General features: G+C 62.1%; 14 protein-coding genes. 6 read left to right on the top strand and 8 right to left on the bottom strand.

Features of this window, described 5'->3' with window-relative positions; translation table 11 throughout:
- Nucleotides 1-84 precede the first annotated feature (84 nt).
- Nucleotides 85-267 carry a hypothetical protein gene (locus LB565_RS02855; protein WP_224581664.1) on the top strand — a complete coding sequence of 61 codons (183 nt, stop codon included), beginning with the start codon at nucleotides 85-87 and terminating at the stop codon, nucleotides 265-267.
- Nucleotides 268-276: 9 nt separating this feature from the next.
- Here the strand turns inward: LB565_RS02855 and LB565_RS02860 are convergent, their stop codons facing one another.
- A complete protein-coding gene (locus LB565_RS02860) occupies nucleotides 277-834 on the bottom strand; it encodes a sigma-70 family RNA polymerase sigma factor (protein ID WP_224581930.1) in 558 nt (185 codons plus the stop codon).
- A gap of 147 nt (nucleotides 835-981) precedes the next feature.
- Nucleotides 982-2,268 (bottom strand): Nramp family divalent metal transporter, encoded by a 1,287-nt coding sequence (locus LB565_RS02865; protein WP_224581665.1) that lies wholly within the window; start codon nucleotides 2,266-2,268, stop codon nucleotides 982-984.
- Nucleotides 2,269-2,941: 673 nt separating this feature from the next.
- On the opposite strand from LB565_RS02865, the gene LB565_RS02870 reads away from it, so the two are divergent.
- Nucleotides 2,942-3,244 (top strand): DUF982 domain-containing protein, encoded by a 303-nt coding sequence (locus LB565_RS02870; RefSeq protein ID WP_224512764.1) that lies wholly within the window; start codon nucleotides 2,942-2,944, stop codon nucleotides 3,242-3,244.
- 113 nt (nucleotides 3,245-3,357) lie between these two features.
- Nucleotides 3,358-3,879: a ferritin-like domain-containing protein gene (locus LB565_RS02875; protein ID WP_224581666.1), complete on the top strand. Its 522-nt coding sequence runs from the start codon at nucleotides 3,358-3,360 to the stop codon at nucleotides 3,877-3,879.
- Between the two features lie 383 nt (nucleotides 3,880-4,262).
- Here LB565_RS02875 and LB565_RS02880 read toward each other — a convergent pair whose 3' ends face one another.
- The 5 genes from LB565_RS02880 to LB565_RS02900 form a co-directional block, all read right to left on the bottom strand.
- Nucleotides 4,263-4,508 (bottom strand): hypothetical protein, encoded by a 246-nt coding sequence (locus LB565_RS02880; RefSeq protein WP_224581667.1) that lies wholly within the window; start codon nucleotides 4,506-4,508, stop codon nucleotides 4,263-4,265.
- A 229-nt stretch (nucleotides 4,509-4,737) separates the two neighbouring features.
- The gene (locus LB565_RS02885) at nucleotides 4,738-5,064 is read right to left on the bottom strand and encodes a hypothetical protein (RefSeq protein WP_224581668.1); all 327 of its coding nucleotides are present in this window, start codon (nucleotides 5,062-5,064) and stop codon (nucleotides 4,738-4,740) included.
- A 2-nt stretch (nucleotides 5,065-5,066) separates the two neighbouring features.
- Nucleotides 5,067-5,426, bottom strand: coding sequence for a hypothetical protein (locus tag LB565_RS02890; protein ID WP_224581669.1), 360 nt, complete (start codon nucleotides 5,424-5,426; stop codon nucleotides 5,067-5,069).
- The gene (locus LB565_RS02895) at nucleotides 5,426-6,646 is read right to left on the bottom strand and encodes an NRAMP family divalent metal transporter (RefSeq protein ID WP_224581670.1); all 1,221 of its coding nucleotides are present in this window, start codon (nucleotides 6,644-6,646) and stop codon (nucleotides 5,426-5,428) included. Before LB565_RS02895 ends, LB565_RS02890 begins: the two co-directional genes overlap by 1 nt.
- Entirely contained in the window at nucleotides 6,643-7,074 is a 432-nt protein-coding gene (locus tag LB565_RS02900) for a hypothetical protein (protein ID WP_224581671.1), read from the bottom strand. Before LB565_RS02900 ends, LB565_RS02895 begins: the two co-directional genes overlap by 4 nt.
- Before the next feature lie 135 nt (nucleotides 7,075-7,209).
- Here LB565_RS02900 and LB565_RS02905 point away from each other — a divergent pair, with 135 nt between their 5' ends.
- The gene (locus LB565_RS02905; protein ID WP_318012113.1) at nucleotides 7,210-7,407 is read left to right on the top strand and encodes an SDR family oxidoreductase; all 198 of its coding nucleotides are present in this window, start codon (nucleotides 7,210-7,212) and stop codon (nucleotides 7,405-7,407) included.
- A 23-nt stretch (nucleotides 7,408-7,430) separates the two neighbouring features.
- Here LB565_RS02905 and tssH read toward each other — a convergent pair whose 3' ends face one another.
- Nucleotides 7,431-10,253 (bottom strand): type VI secretion system ATPase TssH, encoded by a 2,823-nt coding sequence (tssH, locus tag LB565_RS02910; protein WP_224581672.1) that lies wholly within the window; start codon nucleotides 10,251-10,253, stop codon nucleotides 7,431-7,433.
- 333 nt (nucleotides 10,254-10,586) lie between these two features.
- Between tssH and tssA the strand changes: the two genes are divergently transcribed.
- A complete protein-coding gene (gene tssA, locus LB565_RS02915; RefSeq protein ID WP_224581673.1) occupies nucleotides 10,587-11,762 on the top strand; it encodes a type VI secretion system protein TssA in 1,176 nt (391 codons plus the stop codon).
- Nucleotides 11,763-11,767: 5 nt separating this feature from the next.
- Entirely contained in the window at nucleotides 11,768-12,304 is a 537-nt protein-coding gene (tssB, locus tag LB565_RS02920; RefSeq protein ID WP_095765809.1) for a type VI secretion system contractile sheath small subunit, read from the top strand.
- Nucleotides 12,305-12,306 lie beyond the last annotated feature (2 nt).

Here is a 12,306-nt window from a genome sequence, read left to right on the forward strand (position 1 = left end):
ATCGGCGGCTGGAGGCGCCTTGCAAACTCCGACCGCCTGTGGTCTCAAGTGAATTTAAGGGACCCTGTTTGCTAAGAGAATACCATGACTCGTCCGAGCCAGCGCGATTTCGCTCACAACGCGAGCGTGGACCAAAAGGTGGACCAAGAGATTGCGTCATTGTTGACTGCTATCGAACAGGAAAAAGTTCCGGATCGCCTGACCAAGCTCGCGATTGCGTTGCAGAATGCGCTGGTCCAAAGGCGTCGATGCGAAACCAGCAACTGACGCAAACGCTCATCGAAACTTATCCGCCGCGTGCTGATCCTCGCAGAGATGGTCATATCTTTCGACCAGCGTTTGCGATGAACTTTCATCGAGGAATTCCACGACGCTTGCCCGGGCGCGGTTGAGACGGCTTTTCACGGTTCCAATTGCGCAGTCGCACATCTCAGCCGTTTCTTCGTAGCTGACGCCCAGCACACCGATCAGCATCAGCACTTCGCGCTGATGCTCCGGAAGCTTCTGGATGGCCCGGTACACTTCCTTGCTCCGGATGGACCATTCCTGGGAGGCTTCCGAAATCGGTCGGCTGGAGGCGCAGTCGAGCAACCCGGGAGCTTCCCTGGCGGCCGCCTTGATCCGAGTGTAGTGCGTATTGCGCATGATGGTGAACAGCCAGGATTTCAAGCGCGTCCCTGGCTCGAACTTGTCCAAATTCGCAAGCCCCTTGACGAGAGTTTCCTGCACCAGGTCGTCGGCATCCTCAGGCACACGGCAAAAGGTACGCGCAAAAGCGCGCAAAGCAGGGATCAGGTCGACGACGGAGATTTCCCCCAGTGCGCAATCCGGCACGGCATGACCATTGGGTAACACGGTTCGAACCCCAGCAGAGACAGATGAATCTTGATTAGAGACAATGCGTGACAAAGATGATCGTTCCTATCCGAAACGAACTTGCTCGAATGCCCTTTGGCCAGCGGATTGACAGCCGCGTTCGAGTTAGAGGAACCAGCTCGCCACCAGGCCGGCCGAGGCCGCAAAGATTGCGATGGTCGTGACGGCGCCCAGGATGTTCGTGCTGCGGCTGTTGACCCTGTCGCCCATGATCCTGCGATTGTTGGTCATCAGAAGGATCAGCAGCAGAAGCGGAGGGGTGGAAAAACCTTGCACGATACCTGCCCAGACCAGCGCTCGCATTGGATTGAAACCGAGAAAGTTGAGTCCAACCGCAACCAGCGTCGTTGCCCCCGTTGCCAGGTAGAAGCCCGGCGCGTCCTGCGGCTTCGCGTTCATGCCATGCTTCCAGCCCATCGCCTGCGCCAGATCGAAAGCGGCGCCGGTCGTCATGATCGGAACGGCCAGAAAACCGACCCCGATCACGCCGGCGGCGAAGAGTATGCCTGCCGCATCGCCAGCCAGCGGTCTCAACGCTTCGGCCGCCTGGGCCGCCGTTTCGATCTGGGTTTGGCCGGCTTTGTGAAGCGTCGAGCCGGTCGAAAGAATGATGAAGTACATGATCAGGTTGGAAAAGGTCATGCCGACCAGAATGTCCCGGCGCGAGCGGCGCAACTCTTCCGCTGTCGCTCCCTTGCGTTTTTCAAGCGTGGTTCGGCCGGCCGCGATCTCCTCTTCCACCTCCTGATTGGATTGCCAGGTGTAAAGATAGGCCGAAAGCGTTGTTCCTATGATCGCAACGAGGATCGATAAATACTCACGGTTGAAATGCACCTTGGGCAGGAAGGTACCGCTTAGCACCGGCATCAGTTCGGGCTTGGCGAGAAAAGCGGAGACAACATAGGCGAGCAGCGCCAATGCCAGCACTCGGAACAGATTCCTGAGAAGATCGTAAGAACCGAAGACCTGAAGAGCGAACATGAACGTCGCAACCACAGCGACGATCAGCGGAATCGGCAATGGCAAGAAGAGGTTGATCGCTGCCGCCATGGCGCCGAGATCCGCGGCAGCTTCGATCGTGTTGCCGATCAGAACTCCAGCCAGAACTGACCATAACAGCCATCGGGGATAGAAATCCGCAATAACCTGGAACAGGCCCCGCCCCGAAACCTGGCCGAGTTTCGACGAGAGGTACACGACCGTGTACATCATCGGCAGTGTCACGGGTGCGGTCCAAAGCAGGTCCGGCCCGAACCTTGCCCCTGCACTGGCATATGTCCCGATCGCGGAACAATCGTCATCGGCCGCACCGGCGATCAACGCTAAACCAGCGGCTCTGCCGATCCCTTTGCGCGTTGGCCTGTCTGCCCCTTTATTGGCTTGTTCGGTCATCGCCTGCGCTCAACGTCGTCGGAAAAGGATCGGCCGAACGTGCGTAGGTGGATGCCGCCTTTGCTTCCTTGGGCCGAACTGCCGCATCGGCTCTTTTGTTCCGGCCCGGCAGTAGAGCCGCTGACGTCTGCGTGGCTTCCGAGGCGGAAACTCCTATGCCTCTTGGGTATCTGTGGAGGAGGTCCTACAGAGCCGGTCCGGCCTGCGTGTCGAGATCGTTAGCTCTCTTCGGCGCGGCTTCCGCCTCTCACCGAGCAGGCGCGCATAAATTCGGCGCCGAACAGAAAAATCCGGGCCGAGTGGCAACCCACAGCAGAACGACCATCAGGGACCAGCGGCACCATAGGATGTCGCGACCGAACTGCTGCCGATGCACCCGCCGATCAGCGCTTTCCAATGGTGAACAGAAGCAGGAGAACAGAAAGGGTTGGCATCGCCGCACGAGGCTGCAGTTTCAATTATTTGCCTCTCGGCTCGTGCGTTGATCCACTGTGGTTGATTGGATGCAACCGGGTGGCGGCAATTTCGTTATGGCGGTCTCGATCCATGCGGTGGCGCCCATGAAATTCTTTCAGATGAACTCATTCCTTCTCGCTCTCGCGTTGGCGGCCTCGATAGCGCCCTTTATCGGCTCGCCTGACGCCGGAGCGAGTGGTTAGGCTGGTGACTAGACATGAGCAGATTCTTGCCGCTTACCATCCGCTTCGTCCACGGCGGCACAATGGTGGTCTCCTCGATCGCGGACGCCAGGAAAGCTCTTGATGGAACCTGGAAGAACAAGGATGCGGCGAGCTATGTAAAGGCGGTGCGCCTGGTGGAAGACGCGGCCAACGGGATTTGCCGTCCGGCTATCGCTTTTGCGGCCTTTAAGAAGGCAGCCGCCGAGCAAGGGCTGCTGGATCCTGTCGGGCCAAGTGCCGCGCTCAGCATGTTCGACCAGCTCTGGTCGCGCGACCGTAAGGGACCGCCGAGATGACGCAGGCCCGCCGGCCGTGCCCTTGCCGAATATGAAGGTCACAAAATATCTCACCGGGAACATCGTTTGATCCTGTTGGTTTTGGAACAGCAACCCAACCGAAGGAGACGTCGATGGTGAAGAAAAGTTCGTCCGGCAAGGCGAACGGCCTGGAAAGCCTGTTCGTGGACGGTCTGAAAGACCTGTACTACGCGGAAAAGAAAATTCTGAAGACACTGCCGAAGATGGCCAAGGCGGCGCAGGCAGAAGACGTGAGCGCGGCTTTCGAAAAGCATCGCACCGAGACGGAAGGACAGGTCGACCGGCTCGAGCAGGTTTTCGAAATGTTGGGCAAGCCGGCGCGGGGCAAGACCTGCCCAGCGATCGACGGCATCATCGAAGAGGGTTCGGAGGTCCTCGAGGAATACAAGGACGAGCCGGCACTCGACGCGGGCCTTGTGGCGGCCGCCCAGGCGGTCGAGCACTATGAAATAGCGCGCTACGGCACGCTGATCGCCTGGGCGGAGCAACTGGGGCTGAAAGACGCCCTCCCCTTGCTGCGCGAGACCCTCAAGGAAGAATCCGCCACCGACGAGGCACTTACCAAGCTCGGCGAAAGCGGTGCGAACGAGCGGGCCCTGCAGGCGGCCGCGTGAGGCGCCTGGTATAAGCTCGTTTGCATGCCAAGGCCAAGTTTGGCGATGCGGCCCCGGTCTGCGACCGGGGCTGCGATCTTTGGTGACCAGATCTTTGGTGACCCACCGCCAGGAGCGTGCGAAGGCGGGGGCAGCCTTTAGCTAGACCTTTTCCGGTCGAAACATATCGACCGTAGGTGTTCCAATCGCTTGGTTGATATAACGGCGGTCGGCGGCCTGACGACAAAGTGCTCATCATCGAGAACGCAATCACCGGTAAACCGAGAATCCTTCTAAGCTGGGGCAAGTGCGCAAAGAACTGCTGCCACAGATTATCGAGAAGGACAGAGCGCCGCGCCGATTGCTGCCAGGAGCCCCAGCTGGGGTTACCGCGGAAGGCGGTCCTACTTGGAGCCTCGGCTCTTGTTATGGGCACTTTCTTGATTTTTACCGCGAAGGATATTGCGATCGTCTGGATCAACCAGGTCAGGCGTGTCGCCCTGGAGGCTCGACCCCTTCCGCCGTGCCTCGCGCTCCGCCGCCGACCGCTTCAGCTCCGCTTCGGCCTCGAATTCCTTGGGCGCGTTCTTCGTGTTCTCACGCTTCTCGATGACACGTATCTGCTGATCGTGGGTCGTGCGTCCAGTCATTGCTCGCTCCTGCCTTTTTGACGGTAACGGCAGTTGGACTCGATCGTTCCGCCCTACGAGGAGTTTCCTTGGGCAAAATGCGATATGGCGAGAATAGCGGTCCAGCGGCCTGGGCATCGGCAAGCCGAGGCTCATCCGGACACTGGCAGAGCGCCTGCGATCGATGCAAAGCGTCTCGACATCGGAAGGCTTCCGTCTCAACTGTCGCGCTGGTGGAGGGCGGCTGGGCTTATCCGACAGTGCCAAGATCTTCGAAGCCGGAAAGCTCGTCATCCGAGCAGAGCAGCCGCGGGTGCGTCGGATCGGTAATGTCGAGCTTGTCCCAAGGTATGCGATAGAGCCCTGGCCGGCGACGCAGTCCGAAGAAATCGAGCAATGCGGTGCCGACGGTCGATGCGGACAGACGTTCCAACGCGGCGAAGATGCCGACATGAAATTCGGTAACGACGAGATCGTCACCATCCTGCTCGGCGATGATCTCCTCGATGTAGCCGACGGGCCTACCGCGCTTAGACCAGACGCGCCGACCAGCCAGATGCTCGAGGTTCACGTTCATCCTCAGGCTCCCGGGATTCGGCCGACGACGTAATTGCGAAGCCAGTTCTGCCAGGCCAAGATTTTGGTCCTGCGAACGTCGATATCGAATTCGATGTCGACGCCGATGTCGCGCACCTTGTTCCACGCGATCCGATGCGGCCTCGCCTGGCGCTTGCCACTGAGCTTTGCCGCGAGCTGGGCGGCCCATCGGCCAGGCTGCGCGCCAAGCCGGCGCGCCAATGCGATCGAGCCGAGTTCGACGGCAACGAGCCTGGGCGGCTTCCCCGGCCTCAGCTCTGCGACCAGGCCATCAACCTTGCCGATCTTGACCTGCTCGCGATCGACGACCTGCTTGTCCAGTATATCGCGCAGCAGTTGCATCATGTGCCTCCGAATATCTGCAGCGGAATGGTCACCACCGCCAGCACGAAGCCGAGCGCGATGACGAAGATCACGGCCGCGTTCGAAATGACACCGTTGCGATGCTTGCCGACATAGCGGTCGTCGTTCAGCAGGAAAAGGAACGGCACGACCGTCAGCGGCAGGCTGGCCGCGGTCAGCGCCATCGAGAAGATGGTGAGCCTCAGCGGATCGACGCCAAGCGCTATCGGAACGGCGGCAAGGAAAAGCGTGAGTGTGTAGACGAGGCTGAATCCGGGATCGTCGCGCGGCTTGAGATCCTCGCCCCAGGTCCAGCCGAATCCCTGCGCGACGAGATAGGCCTGCTGCAAAGCCACTTCGAGAGCGGCGCCGAAACAGGCGATGCCTAGCGAAGCAACGAAAAGGACGAAGCCCCAGAAGCCGAAGATCGGGATCAGCAGCAGCGGAAGCTGGTTATAGTCGTTCACTTCGGTAACGCCGTGAGCACCGAGAACCAGCGCCGCCACGATCAGAACGGCCACCGAAATCGTTCCGCCAAAGCCCATGCCAAGACCGGCTATCGCCCGATTGGCGCCAAGATAGCTCTTGTCCCACTGGTCCTCGATCGCGCCAGAGGAATAGAACATGAAAAGGTAAGGCGAGATCGAGGCGCCGAGAATGCTGACGGCCATGAACCAGTATTTTGCTGTGTCGTGCTGCGGCAGGCTGGGCATGGCCCCGACCGACACCTCTTTCCATTCGGGGCGGAGCATCACCGCCCCGACCACGAAGCAGAGCGTGACCAAGCCAAGCATCGATACCCCTTTCTCGATGAGGCCGAACGTGCCTTTCCACAGCAGCAGCCAGGCAAGAAAAGCAACCGGCAAGGCCCACCACTGGAAACCGATTCCTGTGGCAAGCTCGGCGGCAATGGCAACGCCACCTATCTCGGCGGAAAGCACCAGGAAATTGACCAGCAAGACCGCAAGCAGCGGCCAAATGAAAGCGTGAAAGCCGAAACGTTCGCGAATACCGTCGACGATGGTGTGATGGCTCACGGCGGCGAACCGGCCAGCCATCTCGACCAGGAAGGCTATGCAGACGGTGCCAAGTACAATCGCCCAGATGAGCTCGTAGCCGAACAATGCACCGGCCTGCGCCGCCGTCGCCATCGACCCGACCTCCAGGAAACCACCGACGCTGGTGACGACACCGAGCGAAATTTCCAGAAGTTTCTTCATCGTTCCGGCGAGACATAGTTTCGATAAGCGGTTGCGAGATCGCCTTGCGCGGCCCGAAGCTCCTGTTGCGCCTGACCGACCTGCGCATGCTGTGCGGCCTCGACCGCGCCTTTGGCCCGTTTTGCCGCGTTCGACAGCCGGCTGACAGCCGCTGCTAACGCATCTCGCTTTGCCGGGTCGGACGCAGACGCCGATTCCACTTGCCGGCCGGCCTCGTCGAGCGTCCCGGCAAAGGATTGCAAGGCAGAGGATGCGTAGTGTGTCGGCGCCGCGCCGGAAAGCCAGGCATCGCTCACCAGCACTGCCGCCTGCGCCGACGAGGCCGCAAGCTTCGATTGCTGGTCAATAGTTTCAGATGAGGAGCAGGAGGCAAGCATCGGTGCAAGCACCTGCAGTAGCGCCAGACTTCGCCAGGCAATGCTGCTCAATGGCCTCCCTCTCTCCTGCTGCAAAACATGAAGATAAGGCCGCGCCGGTCGGAAGGTTCCGCATCGAGGACCAGTGGGACTGCCCCGATGTCGAAATCGTAAAACAGCCGATCGTGCAGGCGAGCGCCGAGGCTGATGCCGGGCTATATGCTGACCGAGAGGCTGGCGGATGCGAAGCTCGACCTGGCAAAGGTGAGCCAGGCCATACCGGCCAGGCGCATCGGCCGTCCCGAAGAGTTCGCGGCGCTGGCAGCCTTCCTTGCCTCTGATCGCGCCTCCTACATCACCGGCCAAGCCGTCGCCTGCGACGGCGGCGCGCTCTGGTTCATCTGAGGACGGCTTCCCTCACCGGAGGCCTATTCGAACGAGTAGGTAAATCCTTCCGGCGACGCACCCACGGTGACTTTTGCCATCTTCTTGCCCTCGAGCGAGCGGTTGAGCACGCCGCGGCTCAGTTCCGGCAGCAGCGTGTTGGTGAGGATGGCGTCGATCATGCGCCCGCCGGACTCGATCTCGGTGCAGCGCGCCTTGACCAGGTCCATCACGCCGTCGCCGATCACCAGTTCGGCATCGTTGGTGGCCTTGAGGCGCCTGGCGATCTTGCCGAACTGGTGACGGGCGATCGCCTCGATCATGGAATCCGACAACGGGTAGTAGGGTATCGTGACGACGCGGCCGAGGAAGGCGGCCGGGAAGACCTTCAGCAGCGGGGCGCGCAACGCCGTGTCGAGATCGTCGATGCCGGTCCGCACCGTGCCGTTCTTCGTGCGATCCATGATGACGTCGGAACCGACATTTGAGGTGAGCAGGATCAGCGTGTTCTTGAAGTCGATGCGACGGCCTTCGCTGTCGTCCATCATGCCCTTGTCGAAGACCTGGAAGAATATTTCGTGCACGTCCGGATGCGCCTTCTCGACCTCGTCGAGCAGGATCACCGAATAGGGTTTCCTGCGCACGGCCTCGGTCAGGATGCCGCCCTTGCCGTAGCCGACATAGCCGGGCGGTGCGCCCTTGAGCGTCGAGACGGTGTGCGCTTCCTGGAACTCCGACATGTTGATCGAGATCAGGTTCTGCTCGCCGCCGTAAAGCGTCTCGGCGAGTGCCAGCGCGGTCTCGGTCTTGCCGACGCCGGAGGGGCCGCAAAGCAGGAACACGCCGACCGGTTTTTCCGGCGCGCCGAGGCCGGCGCGGCTGGTCTGCACGCGCCTGGCGATCATCTCCATGGCGTGATCCTGGCCGACGACGCGCTCGGACAGGGTCGCGGCGAGCTTGAGCGCCTTCTCGGTCTGGCTGGAAAGCATGCGTCCGGTCGGGATGCCGGTCCAATCCTGCACCACGGCGGCGACCGCGTTGCGGTCGACCGACGGCAGGATGAGCGGTGTCTCGCCTTGCGCCGCGGCAAGATCGGCCATCAGTTCGCGCAGTCGCGCCAGGTTGGCAGCGGCTTCGTCCGCCGGCTCGGCTGAAGTTGTTTCGGCCTTTGCAGTCCTGGCTCCATTGGCTTTCGAGGCCTTCTTGGTCTCGTCAGCCTTGCCCTCGCCAATCTTGCTTTCGGGGGCCTTTTGCTCGGGCGCGTTTTCCGCGCCCTCCGCGCTGTCCGTCACTGCGGCGGTCTCTTCGGCCGCCTCGTCGAGCGGCACGCCCTCGCCACGCAATTTTGCTCGCAGGTCGAGTATCTCGGTCACCAAAGTCTTTTCCCGGTCCCAGCGCGCCTGGGCGGCGGCCAAGCTCGTCTCGGTTTCCGCCAGCCCGGCATCGACGCGGGCCTGCCGTTCGGCGACATCGATGCCGATCGCCGCCTCGCGGCCGATGATGCCGCTCTCGACCTCCAGCGCCTGACGGCGGCGCAGGATGTCCTCGACCTCGGCCGGCGTGGCATGCTGCGAGACCGCGACGCGCGCGCAGGCGGTGTCGAGCAGGCTGACGGCTTTGTCCGGCAGCTGCCTGGCCGGGATATAGCGATGCGAAAGCGAGACCGCCGCCTCGATCGCCTCGTCCAGGATCTGCACCTTGTGGTGCTGCTCCAGGACCCCCGCGACGCCGCGCAGCATCAGCACGGCCACCGCTTCGGAGGGCTCCTCGATCTTGACCACCTGGAAACGACGGGTGAGCGCCGGATCCTTCTCGATATGCTGCTTGTACTCGGCCCAGGTCGTGGCCGCGATGGTGCGAAGCTCGCCGCGCGCCAATGCCGGTTTCAGGAGATTGGCGGCATCGCCGGTGCCGGCCGCGCCGCCGGCGCCGATCAGCGTATGCGCCTCGTCGATGAACAGGATGATCGGCATCTCTGAGGCCTGGACCTCGTCGATGACCGCCTTGAGCCGCTTCTCGAACTCGCCCTTGACGCTGGCGCCCGCCTGCATCAGCCCGACGTCGAGCATGCGCACGCTGACATTCTGCAGCGTCGGCGGCACGTCGCCCTGGGCGATGCGCAGCGCAAAACCCTCGACCACCGCCGTCTTGCCGACGCCCGCCTCGCCGGTGAGGATCGGGTTGTTTTGCCGGCGTCGCATCAGGATGTCGACGATCTGCCTTATTTCCGGATCGCGGCCGACGACCGGATCGATCTTGCCGTCGCGGGCGCGCTGGGTGAGGTCGGTGGCGTATTTCGCCAGCGCCGAATCCCCGCCCGGACCGCGCTTCATCGGCGCCTCCGCGGCGGGCTCGGCGGGCGGTGAGCCGGCTTCGAGCGAGCCTTCGGTGACATCGGCGAAGCGGGAAATCACCCCGTCAGCGTCGATCTTGTCGAACTCGGCGCTCATCTTCGACACCAGGCCTTCCAACACCGGCGTCTTGAGGCAGGCAAGCAGGATATGGGCGCTGCGTACCTCTTTCACGCCGAATTCGAGCTCGGCCAGGCTCCAGCCTTCCTGAATGGCGTGGAAGATGTGATCCGAAAATTCTTCGATGGAAGTAGCGCCGTAAGGCAGCTTATCGACCGCGCGGGTTAGGTCGGCGGTCAGCCGGCTCACATCCAATCCAGCGTCTGCAACAATCATCTGAACATCAGAGCGATCGGATAGAACAAGTTGTTCGATGAAATGTACAAGCTCGACATAGGGATTACCCCGAAGTTTTGCGGCCCCAGCAGCCGCGCCAAAGGCGCGCTTGCTTGTCGGATTCAGCTTGTCGACTAATTCACTTCGCTTGACACTCTGCGATGATCGGCGCTGTTCCATCGAACCTGCTCCCGCAACCTGCCGACCGTACCCTGCCATATAAGCGGCTGCTTGACAAAGCCGTGTGACGGATACGGCGTCTGGACCTACCCGGGGCGGCACCGCCCGGTTACACAAGCCTTGCAAACTCGTGGCCAACAAACACGATTGCTGTCCGGGCTATGCGAGCCATTTCACATACCGGGTCCGGCAATCGCGCAATGGGTTTCGCCGAAGAGAACGGCCGCGTTTAGCTTCCGTTAGTTTTTGCGCAGATGCTCAATTGTCGTCGCGTGAGGCCAGTGATAACGTCACGTCACATAGGGGTCTCAGGGCCGCTGGCTGGGGGTTGGTGTGATTGATCTCGCACTCTGGCTGAATCCTCTGAACGGTGAGAATCCGTCGGGAGAGGACTTGCGCAGCGACCCGGCCTTTCATGAGCTGGAGCGCCTGACCGAGCCTCAGCTCAAGGTTGTCTACGACGGCAACGGCAAGCCCACATCGCAATCCAGTCCGGTCGACTGGGCGGCGGTGCTCGAAAAGGCCGAAGAGTTGCGCTCCCGCGGCCGGGACCTGCGCCTGCTGGTCATCGTCGCGCGGGCCTTGGCCAACGAGGAAGGGCTGGCCGGCCTCGCCCAGGGCCTGACGCTCATCGCCAGGACCTTCGACCAGCATTGGGACACGATGCATCCGGCATTGCGGGCGAACGCGCCGCCGCGCGACGCCGCCTTGCGCCGCATCAACGCGCTGCTTGACCTCCAGAACGCCCAGCAAGGCCTGCTGGCAAGCCTGCGCGGAACGATTTTCTTTTCGCCGCGCCAGGTCGGGCCGATCAGCGGGCGCGACCTGGAACAGGGCGCGCTCGACGAGCGCGTCATGCTGCAGGAAGCGGCCTCGGGGCTGAACGCGGCCGAAAAGGCGGCATTGGTAAGCGCGCACAACCAGTTGCTGAACCGGGTGCGCGCCGGATGCGCGGCGCAAATCGATCAGGCCGGCGAGGCGATGACGGCGCTGCTCGCCGACGCGCGGGCCGCGATCGCCGCCCTCGACGCGGTGGATGCCGCGCTCAATGCCCGCATCGAAGGCCATGGCGCCACCGTCCCGGAATTGAAGAAGTTCCTGCAGCGTTTGCTGACGACGCTGGAGCGGAATTCCGGTGCCGGCGCCACGGTGAACGGTGCCGCCAAGCCCGCTCCGCAGGCAGCGGCGGAACCAGCAATGCCCGCCCGCAATGGTCATGGAGCCGAGACGATGGCAAGTGTGGCAAGCGCCGTTGAGGCGAGCACCGGTCTGCCGGACCGGATCAACTCGCGCGACGAAGTCGTCAAATGCCTCGACCTCGTCGTCGCCTTCTACGACCGCACCGAGCCGTCCAGCCCCATCCCGCATCTCGCCCGGCGCGTGCGCCGGATGGTGCACATGGATTTCGTGGAACTGATGGAAGATCTCGCCCCGTCGGGGTTGAAGGAATTCCGGCTGCTTGCCGGTGTCCCCGATCCCAAGAAGCCGGCCCAGAAGGATGAAAGGTAGAAAGCATGCCAGCAGAGAGCAAAGCGAAGGTCATCGAAAGAAACCGCGCGCCGCGCGTGCAGATCGCCTACGACGTCGAAACCTACGGCAGCCCGACGACGATCGAACTGCCGTTCGTCATGGCCGTGATGGCCGACCTTGCCGGCGCGTCGCAGACCAAGGAAGCGTCGAAGTCGGTGCTCGACCGCAACTTCGTCGAAACCGATGCCAACCGCTTCCCCAAATTCATGGAAGCGATGGGGCCGCGCGTGAAGGCGCGGGTGAAGAACACCCTGCCGCAGGCCGAGGGCCAGGAGCGTGAGGAAGAGCTCATGGTCGATCTCACCTTCTCCAAGATGGGCGACTTCGCGCCGGACAAGATCGCCGAGCAGGTCCCGCAATTGGCCGAGATCCTGAAGATGCGCCGTCAGCTCGAGGAGCTGCTGGGCTTCATGGACGGCCGCGTCGACGCCGAAAAGCGCATCGCGCAGCTTCTGAACAACGAGCCGCTGCTGAGCAAGATCGCCAGCCAGGCAATGGATGACGGCAAGGGCGAGGAGTAAGT

It is taken from the genome of Mesorhizobium sp. CA14, from assembly GCF_020165195.1.
GTDB lineage: Bacteria > Pseudomonadota > Alphaproteobacteria > Rhizobiales > Rhizobiaceae > Mesorhizobium.

Coding starts and splice junctions, on each gene's coding strand:
- LB565_RS02875 (WP_224581666.1), top strand. CDS start 3,358: ATGGTGAAGAAAAGTTCGTCCGGCAAGGCGAACGGCCTGGAAAGCCTG.
- LB565_RS02890 (WP_224581669.1), bottom strand. CDS start 5,426: ATGCAACTGCTGCGCGATATACTGGACAAGCAGGTCGTCGATCGCGAG.
- LB565_RS02865 (WP_224581665.1), bottom strand. CDS start 2,268: ATGACCGAACAAGCCAATAAAGGGGCAGACAGGCCAACGCGCAAAGGG.
- LB565_RS02880 (WP_224581667.1), bottom strand. CDS start 4,508: ATGACTGGACGCACGACCCACGATCAGCAGATACGTGTCATCGAGAAG.
- tssH (WP_224581672.1), bottom strand. CDS start 10,253: ATGGAACAGCGCCGATCATCGCAGAGTGTCAAGCGAAGTGAATTAGTC.
- tssB (WP_095765809.1), top strand. CDS start 11,768: ATGCCAGCAGAGAGCAAAGCGAAGGTCATCGAAAGAAACCGCGCGCCG.
- LB565_RS02855 (WP_224581664.1), top strand. CDS start 85: ATGACTCGTCCGAGCCAGCGCGATTTCGCTCACAACGCGAGCGTGGAC.
- LB565_RS02870 (WP_224512764.1), top strand. CDS start 2,942: ATGAGCAGATTCTTGCCGCTTACCATCCGCTTCGTCCACGGCGGCACA.
- LB565_RS02895 (WP_224581670.1), bottom strand. CDS start 6,646: ATGAAGAAACTTCTGGAAATTTCGCTCGGTGTCGTCACCAGCGTCGGT.
- LB565_RS02905 (WP_318012113.1), top strand. CDS start 7,210: ATGCCGGGCTATATGCTGACCGAGAGGCTGGCGGATGCGAAGCTCGAC.
- LB565_RS02885 (WP_224581668.1), bottom strand. CDS start 5,064: ATGAACGTGAACCTCGAGCATCTGGCTGGTCGGCGCGTCTGGTCTAAG.